General features: G+C 55.8%; 15 protein-coding genes. 3 read left to right on the top strand and 12 right to left on the bottom strand.

Translation table 11 applies throughout. The features are described 5' to 3' along the window. Positions 1–78 precede the first annotated feature (78 nt). The 6 genes from alsK to ABRZ28_RS14760 form a co-directional block, all read right to left on the bottom strand. Positions 79–984 carry an allose kinase gene (alsK, locus tag ABRZ28_RS14785; RefSeq protein WP_319605321.1) on the bottom strand — a complete coding sequence of 302 codons (906 nt, stop codon included), beginning with the start codon at positions 982–984 and terminating at the stop codon, positions 79–81. After that, positions 968–1,663 (bottom strand): D-allulose 6-phosphate 3-epimerase, encoded by a 696-nt coding sequence (alsE, locus tag ABRZ28_RS14780; protein WP_319605320.1) that lies wholly within the window; start codon positions 1,661–1,663, stop codon positions 968–970. The genes alsK and alsE overlap by 17 nt, the downstream gene beginning before the upstream one ends. 10 nt (positions 1,664–1,673) lie before the next feature. Then, positions 1,674–2,654, bottom strand: a complete 981-nt coding sequence (gene alsC / locus ABRZ28_RS14775; protein WP_319605319.1) for a D-allose ABC transporter permease — start codon at positions 2,652–2,654, stop codon at positions 1,674–1,676. Beyond that, positions 2,633–4,165, bottom strand: coding sequence for a D-allose ABC transporter ATP-binding protein AlsA (alsA, locus tag ABRZ28_RS14770; RefSeq protein ID WP_319605363.1), 1,533 nt, complete (start codon positions 4,163–4,165; stop codon positions 2,633–2,635). The genes alsC and alsA overlap by 22 nt, the downstream gene beginning before the upstream one ends. A 79-nt stretch (positions 4,166–4,244) precedes the next feature. Continuing rightward, positions 4,245–5,180 carry a D-allose transporter substrate-binding protein gene (gene alsB, locus ABRZ28_RS14765; RefSeq protein WP_319605318.1) on the bottom strand — a complete coding sequence of 312 codons (936 nt, stop codon included), beginning with the start codon at positions 5,178–5,180 and terminating at the stop codon, positions 4,245–4,247. Positions 5,181–5,251: 71 nt separating this feature from the next. Continuing rightward, on the bottom strand, positions 5,252–6,136 hold the full coding sequence (locus tag ABRZ28_RS14760; protein ID WP_330520677.1) for a MurR/RpiR family transcriptional regulator: 885 nt from the start codon (positions 6,134–6,136) through the stop codon (positions 5,252–5,254). Positions 6,137–6,499: 363 nt separating this feature from the next. Between ABRZ28_RS14760 and rpiB the strand changes: the two genes are divergently transcribed. After that, a complete protein-coding gene (gene rpiB, locus ABRZ28_RS14755; RefSeq protein WP_319605316.1) occupies positions 6,500–6,952 on the top strand; it encodes a bifunctional allose-6-phosphate isomerase/ribose-5-phosphate isomerase RpiB in 453 nt (150 codons plus the stop codon). A 123-nt stretch (positions 6,953–7,075) separates the two neighbouring features. Here rpiB and ABRZ28_RS14750 read toward each other — a convergent pair whose 3' ends face one another. The 3 genes from ABRZ28_RS14750 to ABRZ28_RS14740 all read right to left on the bottom strand — a co-directional run bounded on the left by ABRZ28_RS14750 (position 7,076) and on the right by ABRZ28_RS14740 (position 10,254). Then, positions 7,076–8,161 carry a metal-dependent hydrolase gene (locus tag ABRZ28_RS14750; protein ID WP_330520676.1) on the bottom strand — a complete coding sequence of 362 codons (1,086 nt, stop codon included), beginning with the start codon at positions 8,159–8,161 and terminating at the stop codon, positions 7,076–7,078. A gap of 115 nt (positions 8,162–8,276) precedes the next feature. After that, complete coding sequence (locus ABRZ28_RS14745; protein ID WP_330520675.1) at positions 8,277–8,840, bottom strand: flavin reductase family protein; 564 nt, start codon at positions 8,838–8,840, stop codon at positions 8,277–8,279. A gap of 199 nt (positions 8,841–9,039) precedes the next feature. Continuing rightward, entirely contained in the window at positions 9,040–10,254 is a 1,215-nt protein-coding gene (locus ABRZ28_RS14740; RefSeq protein ID WP_330520674.1) for an MFS transporter, read from the bottom strand. A 257-nt stretch (positions 10,255–10,511) separates the two neighbouring features. Here ABRZ28_RS14740 and ABRZ28_RS14735 point away from each other — a divergent pair, with 257 nt between their 5' ends. After that, positions 10,512–10,910: an ArsR/SmtB family transcription factor gene (locus ABRZ28_RS14735; protein ID WP_330520673.1), complete on the top strand. Its 399-nt coding sequence runs from the start codon at positions 10,512–10,514 to the stop codon at positions 10,908–10,910. A 122-nt stretch (positions 10,911–11,032) separates the two neighbouring features. Here ABRZ28_RS14735 and ABRZ28_RS14730 read toward each other — a convergent pair whose 3' ends face one another. From ABRZ28_RS14730 to ABRZ28_RS14720, 3 genes are all read right to left on the bottom strand, one after another. Continuing rightward, a complete protein-coding gene (locus ABRZ28_RS14730) occupies positions 11,033–12,001 on the bottom strand; it encodes a threonine ammonia-lyase (RefSeq protein WP_330520756.1) in 969 nt (322 codons plus the stop codon). Between the two features lie 118 nt (positions 12,002–12,119). Further along, a complete protein-coding gene (locus tag ABRZ28_RS14725; protein WP_330520672.1) occupies positions 12,120–14,099 on the bottom strand; it encodes a tetratricopeptide repeat protein in 1,980 nt (659 codons plus the stop codon). A 93-nt stretch (positions 14,100–14,192) separates the two neighbouring features. Continuing rightward, positions 14,193–15,083, bottom strand: coding sequence for an alpha/beta fold hydrolase (locus ABRZ28_RS14720; protein ID WP_330520671.1), 891 nt, complete (start codon positions 15,081–15,083; stop codon positions 14,193–14,195). A gap of 342 nt (positions 15,084–15,425) precedes the next feature. Between ABRZ28_RS14720 and ABRZ28_RS14715 the strand changes: the two genes are divergently transcribed. Next, positions 15,426–17,126, top strand: a complete 1,701-nt coding sequence (locus ABRZ28_RS14715; RefSeq protein WP_330520670.1) for a hypothetical protein — start codon at positions 15,426–15,428, stop codon at positions 17,124–17,126. The last annotated feature ends 215 nt before the right edge of the window (positions 17,127–17,341 follow it).

Genomic DNA, 17,341 nt, shown 5'->3' with positions numbered 1-17,341 from the left:
CGTCCGGCAGAGCTGAAGGCCTTTCCGGGGGAATAGGCGGGCATCTCCTGATCCCGAGGCCGCCAGCGGAAGAAAACGCTACGTAAAGCGGGCAAGCGCCAGCGCCGCCGCGCCCTGCGCGCCGTTATAGGCGGACGATGAGGCCGCCAGAAAACGCACCGCCGCGTGCGGCAGCGGGCGGCGCAGGTGCGAGTCAATCCGCGCAATCAGCGCGTCTCGCGGGAACGCCGGCATATCCATCACCCCGCCGCCGAGGATCACCGCCTCCGGATCGAACAGGTTAATACTGGTGGCGATGGCCCGCGCCGCATGCTGCAACAGTTCTTGCACAAAGGGTTCATGACGGGCATGAATAAACAGTTCGCCGAGCGCATAATGACGACTCTGCTGCTCATACCAGCGCCTGAGCGCGATACCGGAGCAGACCGTTTCTAGGCATCCGACATTGCCGCAGCCGCAGCGTAGCCGCATGTCGCCCTGCGGAATGTGGCCGAGTTCGCCTGCAACGCCGTGCGCCCCGATCCACGGCGCGCCGTTCAGCCAGATAGCAAAGCCCATGCCGGTGCCAAGATAGGCCGCCAGCACCAGTTGGTCTTTAAGACCGTTCTCCCGGACGTCGAACGAGAGTTGCAGATTCACATCGCGGGAAAATTCCACCGCGCAGCCCAGCGCGCTTTCCAGTTCATCGGCAAGCGCGCTGAGTGAATCCGCCGCCAGCGGTAAGTTGGGGGTGGAAATGATGGTGCGTTTGTCTTTGCCGACCAGCGCCGGGAACCCCATCACCAGCCCGTGGCAACGGGCGTCAAATCGGTCAAGCTGTTGCTGCAACAACGTATGAATACCGGCGACCACGCCGTCGGCAATCACCTCAGCCGTGCGGCGTTTCTCACAGTGCAACACGTCTCCGCTTATCGATTGCAGACAAAAACGGATATGCGTCGCCCCCATATCCACGCCCGCCACGACGTTATGCCGTTCTTGCATGAGGCTGTACCTCTTTTTTCGCCGCCAGGATCTGCTCTGCCATTAAAGACCAGGCTTCATCGATATTGTCCGCATGGTTGAACAAACCGGAGGTGCCGACGATAAAGACATCCGCCCCGGCCGCGATGAGTTTCTGATAGGTGGCCTGGTTGCAGGAACCATCGATTTCAATTTCGTAGCTAAGCCCTTCGCGTTCGCGCCAGGCTTTCAGCTCGGTGATTTTTTCCAGCATTTCCGGGATAAACGGCTGCCCGGCAAAGCCCGGATCGACGGTCATGACGGTAATTTTGTCCGCTTTATGAATATAGTATTTCATCGCCTCAACCGGCGTTTCCGGATTGAGGATCAGCCCGACTTTCATGCCGTGGCGGCGGATCTCATCGATCAGGCGAAACGCCTGGCCGTTGATCGTTTCCGGATGCAAGGTGATGAAGTCCGCCCCCGCCCGCGCCAGTTGACCTATGTAATCCTGCGGACGAGTGACCATCAGATGGCAATCCAGCGGCAGGCTTGCCAGTTTTTTCACCTGGCTGACAAAGAATGGCGAAAGCGTCAGGTTGGGGACAAAGTGACCATCCATAATATCGATATGAAAATAGTCCGCATGGCTATCAATAAACTCGATCTGTTCTTTAAATTTCAGCAGATCCATACACATCAAAGAGGGGGATATTTTCATCGTGAATTCCTTACTTACTGATAAGCCTGTCGAGGGCGACAGCGGCAATAATCAGCCCGCCCATCACCACCAATTGGTAATACGTCTGTACTTGCAGGATATTCAGCCCGTTATTGATGGTGCCGATAATCAGTCCGCCGATAACCACTGAGAAGATGCGGCCCTTGCCGCCGAAGAAACTGGTGCCGCCGATAATGGCGCTGGCGATGGCATAGGTTTCAAAGCCCATCCCTGCCAGCGGCTCCGCCGCGCCCAAACGCGCGGTTGAAACCACGCCGGCGAGACCGGCGCAGATACCGGAGATGATAAACACCACCAGAATGTGGAATTTCACATCAATGCCGGAGTAAAAAGCCGAATTTTTGTTACCGCCCAGCGCGTAAATATTGCGGCCCAGGCGCATCCGCGTGGTGACAAACCACAGGATCACCGCCACCAACAAAGAGAAAATAACCGGCACCGGGATGCCGATAACGCTGGCGGCAAAAAAGTTCACAAAATCAAACGAGAAGCCGTACACCGAGTTGGCATCGGAAATCACCAGCGTGACGCCGCGGAAAATGGCGTTGGTGCCGAGCGTAATAATAAACGGATGCAACCCGGTCCAGTTCACCAGACAGCCGTTAATCGCGCCGAGCGCGCCGCCGACCAGCACGCCGCCAATCAGCGCGGCGAGAAACGGATCGACGCCCGCCAGCATCAGTTTGGCGGTCACCATGCCGGAGAGCGCCAGAATAGCGCCGACCGACAGGTCGATCCCCGCCACCAGGATGGCGAAAAACTCCCCCATGCCGATCAATACGGTGACCGAACTTTGCACGAAGATCTGCGTGATGTTATTGGTGGTCAGAAAGTATTCCGGCGACAGGCTGCCGAAGATGGCGACGATGATCGCCAGGATAAAAAAGGTGCCGTACTTATCCCAGAACAGCGCGAAGTTAAACGGTTTTTTCTCGCTCATGTCGCTTTTCACTCTTGAGGTAATGCCCATGCCATGATCTCCTCTTCGCTCAGGTCGTCGCGGTTGCGCAGGATGTTTGTCAGACGCCCCTCGCAGAACACGGCGATGCGATCGCAGACGGCGATAATTTCAGGAAGTTCGGATGAAACCATCAGGATGACCTTGCCTTCGTCAGCCAGCCGACGCATCACCTTGTAGATTTCAGCCTTCGCGCCGACGTCAATGCCGCGGGTCGGTTCATCGAAAATAATCACTTCGGGTTCACAACATAACCATTTGGAAATCAGGACTTTTTGTTGGTTTCCGCCGGATAGCTCGCCAATATTTTGCTCAACAGAGTGGCACTTCAACGCCAGCAGATCCCGTTGCGCTTCAGCGATTTTGCGTTCTTCCTCCTCATTGAACAGGCCCATCGCGCCCTTAAAGCCGCCTCGTTTCAGGCTGTTGCTGATCGCAATATTTTGCGCAATGGAAAAGTTGGGGAAAAAGCCGTTGTCACGGCGGCTTTCGGTGATGTACGCCATGCCTTTTTTAAGCGCGTCCAGCGGTGAGCGCGGGGAAATGACCTTGCCATTTAATCTGATTTCACCGGCGCTGCGTTTCTCCACCCCGAACAGGCAGTTCATCAGTTCGGTACGCCCGGAGCCGACCAGTCCGGCAAAGCCGAAGATTTCACCGCGATTGACGCTGAAAGAGATGTCGCGCACCCTCTTTTTGTCGCGACTGGTGACGTTTTTCACGTCGAATACCGTATCGCGTTCGACGTTGCCGGCGCTCTCTTTCATCGCATTGAAGCGATTTTGCAGCTCACGCCCCACCATCAAACGCACGATGTCGTCGTTCGTCACGTCGCGAACCATGCCGCTGCACACGCTGCTGCCGTCCTTCATGACCGTATAGCGATCGCAAATCCGGCGAATTTCCGCCAATTTATGCGAGATATAAACAATCGCGGTGCCTTCTTTACGCAACTGATTCATGATCAAAAAAAGATAATCCACTTCTTTATTCGTTAATGAAGAGGTGGGCTCATCCATAATAATGACTTTGGCATCGAGCATTAATGTCTTGGCGATTTCCAGCATCTGCTTATGGCTAATGGATAAATTCGCCACCTTCGCATCAAGGTCGACTTTTAAACCCACGCGCAATAACATCATCGCGGCGCGCAGGCGCATCTCTTTCCAGTCGATAATATTGACGCCGCAAATCTTTTTAGTCAGATGGCGGCCGATATATAAATTCTCCAGCACGGTTAATTCATCAATAACGCTGAGTTCCTGATAAATAATGCCGATACCGAGTTGCGCCGCGAGTTTATGATCAAGTTTGTCGTAATTCACATTATTGATGGTAATGGTGCCTTTGGTCGGGTCGTGGATCCCCGATAATACTTTCATCAAAGTTGATTTACCGGCGCCGTTCTCCCCTAATAACGCATGTATTTCATGAGTATAAACCGTTAAATCAACCGATTTTAATGCGTGAACCGGGCCAAAGGATTTGCCGATCCCCGCCATCGAAATATATGGCGTGACCATAGTAAACCTCATAATTATCGCCTCCCTGCTTACGGGAGGAGACCCTCTCCCTGAAGAGAGGATCGGAGTGAGAGGAAAATTACTTCGTCACCAGAAGCGAATCGACCAGCTTAAACGCCGGCGCTTTTTCCAGCGGAATGACCTTGCCGGTGTTCGCCGCATCGATCAGCAATTTCAATCCCGTGGCGCCGATATCCGCCGGGTTTTGCGCGACGGTGGCGGTCATCTGCCCGCCGTCCACCATTTTGCGCGCTTCCGGAATACCATCGGTTCCCACCACCAGCACTTTGCCGGTTTTACCGGCATTCGCCACCGCCTGGGAAACGCCCATCGCCATCGTGTCGTTCGCACAGTAAAACGCTTTCAGATCCGGGTTGCGCTGCAACACGTTGGTGGCCACGTCCAGCGCTTTAATCCGATCCCAGTCGGCAGGCTGACTGGCGACCAGTTTGATTTGCGTCGCTTTTTTGAAAGCGCCGGTCGCCCCGTTGCGGCGAGCCTCGCCGGAAGCGTTGCCCGCTTTTCCTTCAATAATCGCCACTTCGCCGCCTGCGGCGCCCAGTTGTTCAATGATAAATTCGGCGCCTTTCGCCCCGACCGCGACGTTATCGGTGGTAACAAAGGCTTCAACGTTGCCCCCCGCTTTTTTCAAGTTATCCATATCGATTTTTTCGTCGAGGTTAACCAGGTAAATTCCCTTTTTCCACGCTCGCGCCACCGGCATCACCAGGTTGACGGAAGATAAGGGGGCAAAGGCGATGCCTTTGTAATTTTTATTGCTCAGGTCTTCAAAGAGTTGCAATTGCGACTGAAAATCGCCTTCAGACGGAGAGGCGAAAATATCGACGCTCACCCCCTGTTTTTTCGCTTCGTCTTCAATTCCTTTTTTCATATCTACCCAAAACGGATTGGATAAAGTTTTTAAGACTACGGCATATTCGGCGGCAGCGAAGGCGCTGGTTGACAGCATTAATCCCACGGCCGCGCCGCTGAATATTTTCAGATATTTATTCATGGCAGTATTCTCTTTGTAGGGAGTACAGAGACGTATTCCACTGGTGTGGAATACGTCTTTATATTGTCACTTCATCGGTCACGCCGGAAAAAATCGACAATAGCGCCGGTCTTTTCCATATTTAATGTCGCCTGTTCAATATTCTGTTGGGCAACGGAAACAAAGAAAGCATCTAATAACGTTAATTGTAATATTCTGGCTGAAGCGTTTCGTCCCAATAAAGGGGTCTCTGGTGCTGGCGAGCAAATAATAAAATCCGCCAGTTTGGCAATCGGCGAATGGTAGCTATGAGTAATACAAATTATTTTTGCCCCATTTTTCTTCGCCAGTTCGACGGCCGCTTTTAAATCACTGGTGCGCCCGGAGTGCGACACCACCAGCACCACATCGCCTTCTTTCAGCAAGGCGGCGGACATCATCATGATATGCGCATCCTGATAGGCATGGCAGCGCACGCCGATACGCAATAGTTTGTGGTGAATATCGGCGCAAATGGTGTTGGAACCGCCGACGCCGTACAAATCGCGCTGGTTGGCGCCAAAAAAGTAACGCGCGGCGCGATGAATTTCATCAACATTAACAATCGACTGGCCTTCCATGATGGTGCGTAAGGTAATATTAAACACCTTGTTCACCACATCCTGCGGCGCTTCATCGAAAGAGAGCTCCGCGGGCAACACCTGTTCAGACTGCGAGAAGTAATGCACCAGGGCGCTGCGCAGGTTGCGAAACCCGCTGAAACCCAGACGCTTCGATACCTTGACGATCATCGCCTCGGACACCGCCAGCGCCTCGGCAACATCTTTAATCGCCGGCGCCTCACTCAAATTGCCTGGCGTTAACAGCCACTCCACAATCCGGCTTTCGTTTTCCGTCATCCCTTCCTGCTTCATACGCAGATAGGGCGCAATACCGATTCCGTTAGGGAGTCCCTGATCAAACTCTGACTGACTCATTGTGCGCTCGCGTCCTTTAAATAGAAGACGACACTATATCATCACATCGTCAGCGAGAAATATGCCAGCAACTTCACAAAAATATTAAATTTATAAAGTTTTTATATTCATGAAGTTTTACTCTCACCCTCATTTCCATAAAACAAAATAGCCAAACAAAAACAACGCATTAAACAAAAACCGCGCATCAACGCAGAACCATGTCACGCTATTTTGTGCATATATCCATATTGATTTGTCGCATCAGTATGTGTAGAACAGGCGCTGAACCCGGTAGGTTCGGGTCTTTTTTGCGCATAAAACCGATCAAAAGTCACAAATAAATATTAACTGTGAAGTTTTCTCAAACAGGGGGAATAGCGTATGAAGCGGATCGCATTTGGCTGTGACCATGTCGGGTTTATCCTCAAAGAGGATATTCTGGCGCATCTGCGGTCACTGGGCATCGAGGTCGTGGATAAAGGCGCCTGGTCGCAGGAGCGCGCCGACTACCCGCACTTTGCCGGCGCGGTGGCAGAAGCGGTGGTGAACGGAGAGGCTGACGGCGGTATTCTTATCTGCGGCACCGGCGTGGGGATTTCCATTACCGCCAATAAATTTCCCGGCATCCGCGCCGTAGTATGCAGCGAACCCTATTCCGCGCAGCTTTCCCGCCAGCACAACAACACCAATATTCTGGCGTTCGGATCGCGTGTGGTGGGGCTGGAACTGGCGAAAATGATTGTCGATAGCTGGCTCAATGCGGAGTTTGAAGGCGGACGCCATCAGAAACGCGTCGAGGCGATTGGCCGGCTCGAACAGCAGCTGCGGCGCTGAAAAAAACCATCAAGACGGCGCATCGAAAAACCGGCCAAACGCTATTTCTCCGGCTTGGCTGTCGCGCTGAAGCGCTCCCGACCGGCGCTCGCCCCTCACGGGGCGGATGCGTTTGAAAGCGGCCTAAGGTTTAGGCCGCTCATCGCTGACCGTGCTCCGCCGCGCCTCACTGTCAAAAATACGCCGCCATACCCATTCCAGCCCCGCCGCCCGATCGTCGGCGGATATCGGAACGCGGACGATCTCCGGCGCGACCGCCCAACGCCCCTGCGCATCCACGCCGGCGACGTCGTAGCGAAAAAAGTAGTCAGGTTCGAACCCCAGCCGCAAATCGGCAAGGATCAGCCGCGTTTCGCCGTCGTCGCCCCGCTGCGGCCGCAGGCTGAAAAAGCCGTGAGTAAACCACATCAGGCGCTGTAGCTGCGGCGTCGGCGCCAATTGCGCCAGAATCTGGTTGTCGCTGGGATAAAAAGTAAAGCGCATCGGCCCGCGATCGGCGATCAACGAGCGATCGCCGATCCAGTATCCATCCGGCGCCATCACCACCACGCGCCAGAGCAGCGTATTGAACGGCAGCGGCGTGGAAAAGCGCGGCGCCTGCTGCAATCCGCTGCCGCTCAGACTTTGCGAGGCGGCGCGATCGACCCAAACCTTGGCGGCGACGCTCCAGGCCAGATAAACCGAGCTGATAATCAGTCCGGCGGCCAGCCAGCGACGCCCGCCGCTCGTCTGTGACGACGCCTCTCCCGGCGCCAGCCGCCAGGCGGCAATCACGCCGGCCAGCAACGGCAGCGTATATAACGGATCGATGATAAAGATCGTCGCCCACATGATCGGCGGGGTCGGCAAAGGCCACAGCAGCTGCGTGCCGTAGACGGTGAAAGCATCCAACAGCGGGTGCGTCAGCAAAGCCAGCAAGATAGCCCACAACCAGCGCGTCGGCGCTGCGCGGATCAGCCGGCTGCGCGGCCGCAACGCCAGCCACAACAACCCACCCAGCACCGCCAGCAGCAAAAGCGAATGCGACGGACCGCGGTGCCAGGTCACTTCGGTGACGGCATCGCTTTTCGCCAGCATGAACCAGAACACATCCAGATCGGGCAAGGTGCCGAGAACGCCGCCGACCAGCAACGCCGGACGACGATGCGTTGCGGGGGCGACCAGCGCGCTAACGCTGCCGCCGAGAACAATTTGGGTTAATGAATCCATAATGCGCTCCGGGAAAAACGGGGCAATGACGCGCGAATTCAGCCGCGCGCCGAAAATAATGCGCTGGCGATGAGCGGCTCCGCGCCCTGAACGCCAGCGAGATACGCACCGGGTATCAGATAAGCATCTCGGGTTTGAACAAGGAACGTCGACTGATGGTTTTTCCCGCCACCATAAATATCCCCTCTCCGGTGTAGTGCAAGGTTTCCGGGTGTTTCGGCGACGTCGCGACATGCGCCTTCACCACCTCGAAAATAAAAAAGTTGTAGCGTTCAACCAGGGCATCGTCATACAGGCGGCATTCGAAGTTCGCATGGCATTGCGCGATCAGCGGCGCGGCAACCTCCTGCGCTGCCTGCGCCGTAAGATTGAATTCGGCGAACTTGTCGATATCGGCGCCGGAGGTGTTGCCGATGCCTACCACCGTATCGGTCAGCGCCGTGGTCGGCAGGTTGATCACGCACTCGCGGCTACGGCGAATCATCTCGAAACTGTGGTTGCCGCCGGAGATCATCAGCCCGACCAGCGAGGGCGAGAATTCCAGAATGGTATGCCAGCCCAGCGTCATAATGTTGTTTTTCCCTTGCCATTGCGATGAAACCAGTACGATCGGCCCCGGTTCGAGATAACGGCGCACCCGGCTAACCGGGTAATCGCGTTTAGCGCTGTTGGTGGTCATGAGATAGCTCCTGTGTAGCATTCGGTCAATGGGACCGGCTGCGCGGGATCTGCCGCGCAGCCCTCATAGAGAAACATGCTACCTCAATCTGTTTCCTCTTGGGCCGGTTGCGGTCGAATTTCGCCGGTCTTATTTCACCACACGCAACGGCGAGGCGGACGAAGCCGCGTCCCCCGGTCGCATTGCGCGCTGTTCTTTATCAGGATGGATCATCGCTACTGTTCGCCGGCTGCGGTTCGTCTCTAAGACGGGTAAAGATAAAGAAACCGCCGACCGCCGCGGCCAGACTCAGAATCAGCGCAAACAGCGCCGCGCCGTTGGTTAATCCCAACAGGTCGATGGCGTAGCCGGCGGCGACGGGCAACAGACAAGCCGGCAGGTAGCCGCCGATATTCAGCACCGCATTCGCTTCAGCGCGACGCCCATCGGCAACGTACAGTCCGATTAACGTTAGCCCGCCCAACTGCCCCAATCCCTGCCCGACGCCGGCGAACAGCGCGGCCAGAATTAGCACGCCGGCAAGCGAAGCCTGCACGGCGAGGGTCAGGCTCGCCATGCAGGCTATCGTCGCCAGCGTGCTGGCGAGAAAAATCGACCGCACTTTCCATTGACGCACCATAAACTGTACCCCGGTCGCCGAGAGGAACATGGCGCAGGCCATGCCGCCCGCGACCATCGGGCTGCTGACATCCAGCAAGCGGGATAACAACGACGGCCCCAGCGCCAGCATAAAGGATGTCGCGGTAATGCCCGGCCCGAAGGTGCCGATGCCGTAAAGCAGGTGGCGGCGATTGTCTGAGGGAACCGTCGGCAGGCGCAGCCGCAGAGGCTTTCTCTCCTGCCGCTTTGCGGCGCGCAGCGGCAGGAAAAACAGGATGATTAGCGCACTGAGCAGAATGGCGAACTCCACGCCGAAAACCGGCATGACGGGCGACGTTACCCATTGCGCTATCGCTCCGGCCAGCAGCGGCCCCAGGCCCGCGCCCAGCACCATCGACACCGACGCCAGCAAAGCGGCCTGCCGCCTGCGCTCAATGCCGCCCAGATCGCCGACCGCCGCCATGCCCGCAGATACCGCCGTTCCGACCGCGATGCCGGATAGCAAGCGGGCGATGGCCAAAACCGCCACCGACTGGGCGACGGAGAATAGCGCGCAGGCCAGCAGCGCAGCCAGCAAACCGGGGTACAACATCATTTTTCGCCCGTAGCGATCGGATAGCTGCCCGGCGATCAGCAAGGTGCCAAGCAGACCGGCGATGTAACAAGCGAATATCACCGCCAGCGTGCCGGTGGAAAAATTGAGCGATTGCTGCCAGTACACATAAAGCGGCGTAGGCGAGTTCGACAAGATAAATACCGCCGTGACCACCCATGCGGCGCTCGCCATCAGCGCCGGCGAGCTACGTCCCGTCATTGTTCCTCTCCTTGTCGTGGTAAGACATGGCCCAAATGCAAGGGAGCGGGATCAGGCGCCCTGACGGCAGACAACGCTTTTTCCCCGGCAGCATTCACCGCCAAAGGGGTCAGATCGCGCTGGTTAATGAAGACTGAATTAGCAGAAAAAGTCATAGCCTTATCCTGTACGAGTTTTTTCGAACTATAGCATGTTCGAAAAAATACGTACAAGTGCTATAATGGACTTTAGTTATTCAACAACCCTATCGCTTCCTGATGAAAAAAGACCCGCTCACCGATCTGCCGCCGCCGTTGCCGGAGCCCGCAACCAAGGATTTAAAGCTGGAAACGCTCTTTGCCGCACTGGCCGATCCGTTACGTCTGACCATCATCCGTAAACTGATGCTGGAGTCGGAAGCCTACGACCATCCCTGCGGCTGGTTCGGCTTCAATCGCCCGAAATCGACGTTGACCCATCATTTCAAAACGCTGCGCGAAGCGGGTTTGATCCGCCAGCGCCAATACGGATTAGAACGACGCAGCCGGTTGCGCCGGGAAGATATCGAAGAACGTTTTCCGGGCCTGCTAACCTTGATCGCGCATTGGCCGTTACCCGACGACCGGCCGGAACAGGCTGCGGATAGCGCGATCGCTAAAGCAGACAAGAACGCGTAACGGCCGCCACCGCGGTTTCAGGCGATAGCAGACTTTCGGGCTTTATCTTTTAAGGTGGGGATGTTCTCCGCCGCGTGCGATACGGCGGCGGACTGATGGAATAATGATGATGTCGTTCGAAATCAGGCGCTTTGCCTGAAGGAAACCCATTTATTCATTTCCTGATATGAAATATTTCCCCCGCAAACGACAAGCCCGATGACCGCGTTCTCGGCAATTTTCGTCGAGATGACGGCTGCGGCCGGCAAAAGCGCCCCGGAGGCAAGCTCAACCCACAACCTGGCCGTTTCGCCGAAAGAAATCATACCGTCAATGGCATCGTTATCAGAAACCACCACGATTTCTTCAACATAACGCTGCGCGTGGGCAAGCATCCGTTCATCGATGACCGGCACGCCAAGCGTTGAAATGATGGAACTGATATCGACTTTAGTCGGCTTTCCGGCTTGCATAGCCTGATACATGGAGCTGGCGCCGGCGGTTTCCACCCCCCAGACCCTAATCTCGGGTTTGATGGATTTCAGTGCAGTAGCCACGCCGGCCAGCATGGCTCCGCCGCCAACGGCAACAATCACATCGGTCAATGAAGGACAATCGGCAATAAACTCAAGCCCAAGCGTTCCGTGTCCTTCCGCTATGAGCGTGTCGCGACAGTCGTCTATCACCCGATATCCTTTTTCTTCAAGCGCCCTGGCGCGGGCAAATGCAGAATTGACATCGCTTTCTACCATCACCACGCTGCCGGTATCGCGGATCCTTTTAACTGACGACGACGGCGCGCTCTGCGGCATGACGACCGTGACATCGGCCCCGAAAGTTCTCGCGGCCTCCCCGATTGCGATGCCGAAATTTCCGCCACTGACTGCGACGAATTTAGCCCCGTGCATATCTTTTCCCAACGCCGAAAACAGATTGAGCACGCCGCGAGCCTTGAACGACCCGCCGATTTGCAAGTTTTCGAGCTTAAGATAAACGGCTCGTTGCAGCTTATCCGTCAATACCGGACAAAACACGGTCGGAGTCCGAATCACCGCGCCGCTTAACCGTTCAGCGGCCTGGTCTATGGACCTGGAACTTATAAAATTCATCATCGGCATCCGGCTCTTGTTCATGGATTCGCCATACGTTGGGTCAGCGTTCATTTACCCTACCTTGCGGGCATGCCGCCGCCCCATAAATATGCATGAGCGTGAATTGTCGCGTGCGTTGCTATTTTTCCGCCACGCGCGCCAGCCAGGCTGAATATGCCGCGTCCGCATCGGCAGACAAATTCCGGCGATGGGCGTTGAACTCTTCATCCATGCCGAAAATTTTCCATATCAGCGGCGCCAGGCGAGCCGCCGGGCTGTCCGCCCTTTCGGCTTCGCGCAGCAGTTCCAGGCTGCGCGTCTTGTATTCAGCAAGGGCGTCGGATTTATAGTCGTAAGCCTTACCCAGCCCGGAGATGTACATCAGCTTCGGCACTTCCGCCGACGGCCAATGTAAAGCCATCCTGAGCGGCCAATCCAGCATCGCCCGCTCGCCCCACATTGCGGAGCGCGGCATCCATTCATTTGCGACCAGCGTCAGCATGAAAGCCTGACCCAGCTCGTTCAGATAAACGGGCATTGCCTCGAGCGAGGGACGTAAGTAGAACGGATCCAGGGGCTGGTCGCGTTTCTGATCGAGGTGAGCGAGCAAGCGTTGTTCAAGATCCAGCATCAGGGCGCCGAGCTCTGCATCGATGGCCTGGCCGCTTTCAGCAGCCAGTTTTGCGCGGGCGGCGCAGTCCCAGAGATCGAGCGATATCTGCCACTGCTTTTGCTCGCCTTCGCCAGTGCAGCCAATTTCGCCGGTGACAAAATAGGTCATCGTCGGCGGCACGATGTCGAAAAGCGCATTGCCGTCGATGCCGCCGGCGACCACCGGCCCGCCCCCTTCCACCACCTGGATATAGCAACGGGTTGCGTAGTGGCTCCAATAGTGGGCCGCTTCGGCAAAATAGAGAGGAATCGCGCGCGTCAGACGACCAAGGTCATCTTCGCGCTGCGATTCGGAACCTTCAATGCCGTCCGCCATTTTTGCAAGCGCGAAGAAGCCGATTTGTTGCGCGTCCTCAGGCTTTTGTTGGAAAAGCCAGTCAGCTTTGCACAAGCCGTAATGCCAGATCGGCTGGTTTAGCGTCAACGTGCTGATCTTCAACTGTTCCGGATCGGTTGGAATACCTTGCGTAACTTGCTTACGCATCTCCTGAAAGGCCTGTGCGAACTCATCAAGACGCTGTTTGATTGGCGCGAACCCCAGCGCATACATGCGCGCCAGCAGCTTTTCGCCCTCCTCGACGTCGCCGAGCGCCTGGTAAGCGCGCAGCAAGTTGATACCAGCCATCGGATCATGCTTGTGCTCGTCGTAAACCGGCGCGATAAGTTCGACGATCGGCGGGATCTCGCCATTATTGCCGAGATCGCCGGAAATCATCATTAACGCGCCGCCGTCGAACAGGCCGCCGTTCAGCACCTCGGCATACAAGGCCCGGGCCGCCTCAACCTCCTTATGTTCCAGATGATGACGCGCCAGCCACAGTTGCGCTCGCCAACTCCCCGGCAGAGCCGCTACGGTGCGCAGCGCCTTCAGGTAACCCGCCTCGCCCTCGCGCTCCTGCTGAATGGCGGCCCACCAGAGTAAACCGTTGTCCTGATTCGGATCGGTCTGCAACGCTTGCCAAAGCGTTTCATCTGCGCGCGCGTCTTCGCCGCGCTCGGCAAATACCTTGGCCAAATTAGTCAACAAGGTTCCCGTCGCACCGGCTTTTTCTATGCCCGTACGCAGAGCGTTCTCAGCGCCGGCAAGGTGACCATTTTCCATCAGCACAATGCCCTGGATGACATGGCTGCGCTCGGCAATAGCGTCAATTTCAACCAGACGTTCGGCGGCCGGCAGCAAATCGGCCACAAAGCCGTCGTTCAGGCCCGAGATGATCGCATCGTAGAGTTCGTCTGCGTCGTTCCACTTTTGCTGCAAAGCAGGCAGAAAAACCTTATCGCGCCACTCGCTGCGCGGGATATGCATTTCCTGCCCATAAGCGTCATAGGCGACAATCAGTTCGTCATTGGCGGGCGGGGATTGCGCCACATTGGCTTGCTCAGAAGCGATGGTCGTCTGTGTACTCTTTTTTTTGCCGCGCAGGGCGGACTTGATACGTTTAAACATAGATAAGATGATCGCTTTGATGGTTAGTCGGCATTCATGTTCCGGCAGAGGACGAAAGCCCCGCAGAACCCCATTACTGAACTTACTGACTTTTTACTCCGTGTCGCGCCAGAAAGCGATGACGGCTTGAGCAAAGGCTTCTGGCGCTTCCTCTGGCAGATAGTGTCCGCCGGCAAGCACAACGCTTTGCAACATCGGGGCGGCGTCCGCCAAACTTTGACCTAAACGATTTTGCACGCCGCCTTCCGCACCGATGGTCAATACCGGCATGGTCAGTGGCTGAGCTATGCGCTCCGCCATGCGCTTGAGTCCGTTTTCGCTTAGCAGCTCGCGATAATAATCGAAACCGGCTTTAGCAGCATGCGGCGCGGCGAAACTACGGGTGTAATGCTCGCGCGCGATGTTATCGATTTTCTCCGGCCAGATGGTTTTATGATCGAACAGCCAGTCGAGAAACAAACGCTCCCGCCCTGAAACCAGCGCTTCGGGCAGGTCTGTCAGGCGATTAAAGCTGAAATGCCAGGTTGCGATGTTGCCGCTTTCGTCTGGAATCGGACGCGCCGCATCAGGCGTTTGGATGGTCATTTCACTAAGTACCAGGCGCCGCATGTCGCCCGGATAGGCGACGGCCAGCGCATAAGCTATCCACGAACCCACGTCATGGGAAACGATATCCAGACTGTTCGCGTCGGCAAGGCCTAGCTGAGTGATGAAATCATGCACCTCCGCGGCAACAGAGTCGAGATCGTAGCCCTGGGATGGCTTATCGCTGGCGCCCAGACCGCGCGGGTCCAACACTATCACCCGTCGTCCTTCGGCCTGGAGAATGGGGATCACATGACGCCAGGCGTACCAGGTCTGCGGCCAACCGGGGAGAAGCAAAACGGGCTCGCCTTGTCCAATCTCGGCATAGTGGAGTTGCACCTCACCGAGTGTTATCCGGTGGTGGGCAAGATCAAAAGCCAACGCCTGATACATTGTCATGCTGATTATCTCCCAAAGTATAGAGACCCTACTGAGCAATCGGGGAAATATTAATTTAAATCAATTAATTACTTAAATAAAAAGACCACAGCACAGGATGGGGCCACCAAGCTCATCATAACGACGTCGGCGCATTTTAGATAGACCGGCTTAGATGATTGCCAGTTGGAAAATGTCGATATACTTAACGAAAATCCGCTACTGGAGAAGGTTACTATGGTTCTGGCGTCTTACATCCGCGTTTTGTTGAGGCCGCCAGGCCGCATCATTAATGCGTTCATTGTTAGCTGGGGCAACGGCATCCCTTGATAATCACACGAATAACAATAAGGCGAAGACGGCATGTGGCAAACCAGGGCGATCGAAATTACCTCAAACGATCTGTGGTCATGGCATTTCATCATGCGGGTTGTCGCTTACGCCCGGCAACACCATTTTAACGCCTTGATACTCGGGCAGCCCGATCTGCTGGATAAGCTGGTCGCGCCGGACGGCTTCAAGCTGCAAACTTATGACGATCACGTCTCCAACCTGCAACGCTTCAATTGCAACTATATCAATAAAATAGCGCGACACTGCGTCTTGCACGGCATTGATGTCTACCTACAGTGCAAGGAGATCAGCATTACGCCGGAGCTGTTTATCAGCCACCCCGAACTCCTCGCACAAAAAAGTTGCCGGGAAAAGCCGGATATCGCGTTTTGGCGCCAGTATCTGACGGATAAGCTGATACTGGCCATGCATCAGTTGCCGATGCTGAAAGGCGTTTTTCTCGCCATTTCCAATACCGACAGCCTGGTGCGTTTCGCCACGCCATCGGGTGATGAGTTCGATCTGAAAAAAAACGGCACGGCCTTTATGTTCGACAGCCATGAAAGCTATGGCAGCCTGTACTCCGCCGTGGAAAAAGTAATGCGAAGATATGATAAACGGTTGATCATCCGGCTTTTCCCGGCGAATTATAACGATATCGATACCGCTATCGATTCGATCTCTCACCTGCCGCCGAACGTTGGCGTATCAGTAAAAATTACCCCTGAGCGCTTTTGGCCGGAGTTTCCCAACAACCCGGCCTTACTGTCGCTGGCCGAACGCGATATTTGGGTCGAGTTTGATTTTGCGGGCGAAGAAGTCGGCTGGGGACATGTACCCTGCCTCCGTCATGAGGAAATTCAAGGGCGTATTCTGTGGTGTCAGGAGAATATCACCAGCAACAAACATATTGTGTGCCGGATCACCTGGGATGGCATCAATAACGTTTCCGTACTGAATTCACTCAGTGAATTCTCGCTTTATGCCTGCGCCAGCTACTTGAGCGCATCGTCTCCCACCGTTAACCAGCCCCAGCTGTTTGCCGCCTGGTTGCAGTCACGCTTTGACTGGTCGCCGGACTCGGACACGATCGCCGCGATTCTGGAGTGTCTCGATACCGCACGTCAGGCCATTTACGGTGCGATTTACGTGAAAAAACATGTATTTCACCGCCACAGTATGCTGCCGAACAGCTACGGTCAGGCGGTGTGGAGTCTGTACGGTCAGCTAAACCGCAACCATTGGCTACCCGGCTCGCAGGACGACATTACCTTCGCGCCGGAGCAGCGCGAGCGTTCCTCGCAAAATCTGTATCACATCTCGCAAGAGAAAGACGAAGCTTTGCGCATCGCTGAGGACGGCCACCGTCATGCTATGACGATGGCCGATGCGCATGCGTTTCCTCCGGCATTCCGCCGGTTGTGGTTGCAGGAATGGAGCGGGCTATCGCTCTATTGCCGGATGTTCGCCTATGCGCAGAAAGCGTTTTTCACTCTGCGCTATTGTCATCAGGTCGACAACAGTTGGCCGCTGCGTGAGATCGCTCGCGCCAACATGCGCGCCTTGCACGAGTTGAACTGGGAGTTAACACAGTTCTCCGCCAGCCATATCGACTATCCTGTCAGTTACGATCACCTGTTTGACGCGGAAAAAGCGTTCCGGTTCACCGAAAGCCTGTATGCGGAGCTGGAGCTGCTCGACAAGTCTGCGCCAATGCCGTCTTCCCATTAAGCCGTATTCTCTTCCTCCAATGTTCCCCGCGCCGTCGGAGCGCGGCGCCAATCAGTGAACGCCGTCTCATTTCTCCCGACCATCCCCTGTTCTTGACGAGCTCTTCCTGCATTGCGCCAGGAAGAAGCCGATTTATTTGTGCTGATCGTCACACACCGGCATCGACGCACGCACCGCGACTATGACGCGCGTCTGATTTTCCCTGCGCGCCAAAA

Source organism: Brenneria sp. g21c3, assembly GCF_040240345.1.
Lineage (GTDB): Bacteria > Pseudomonadota > Gammaproteobacteria > Enterobacterales > Enterobacteriaceae > Brenneria.
This window is presented reverse-complemented; position numbering and strand designations above follow the sequence as displayed.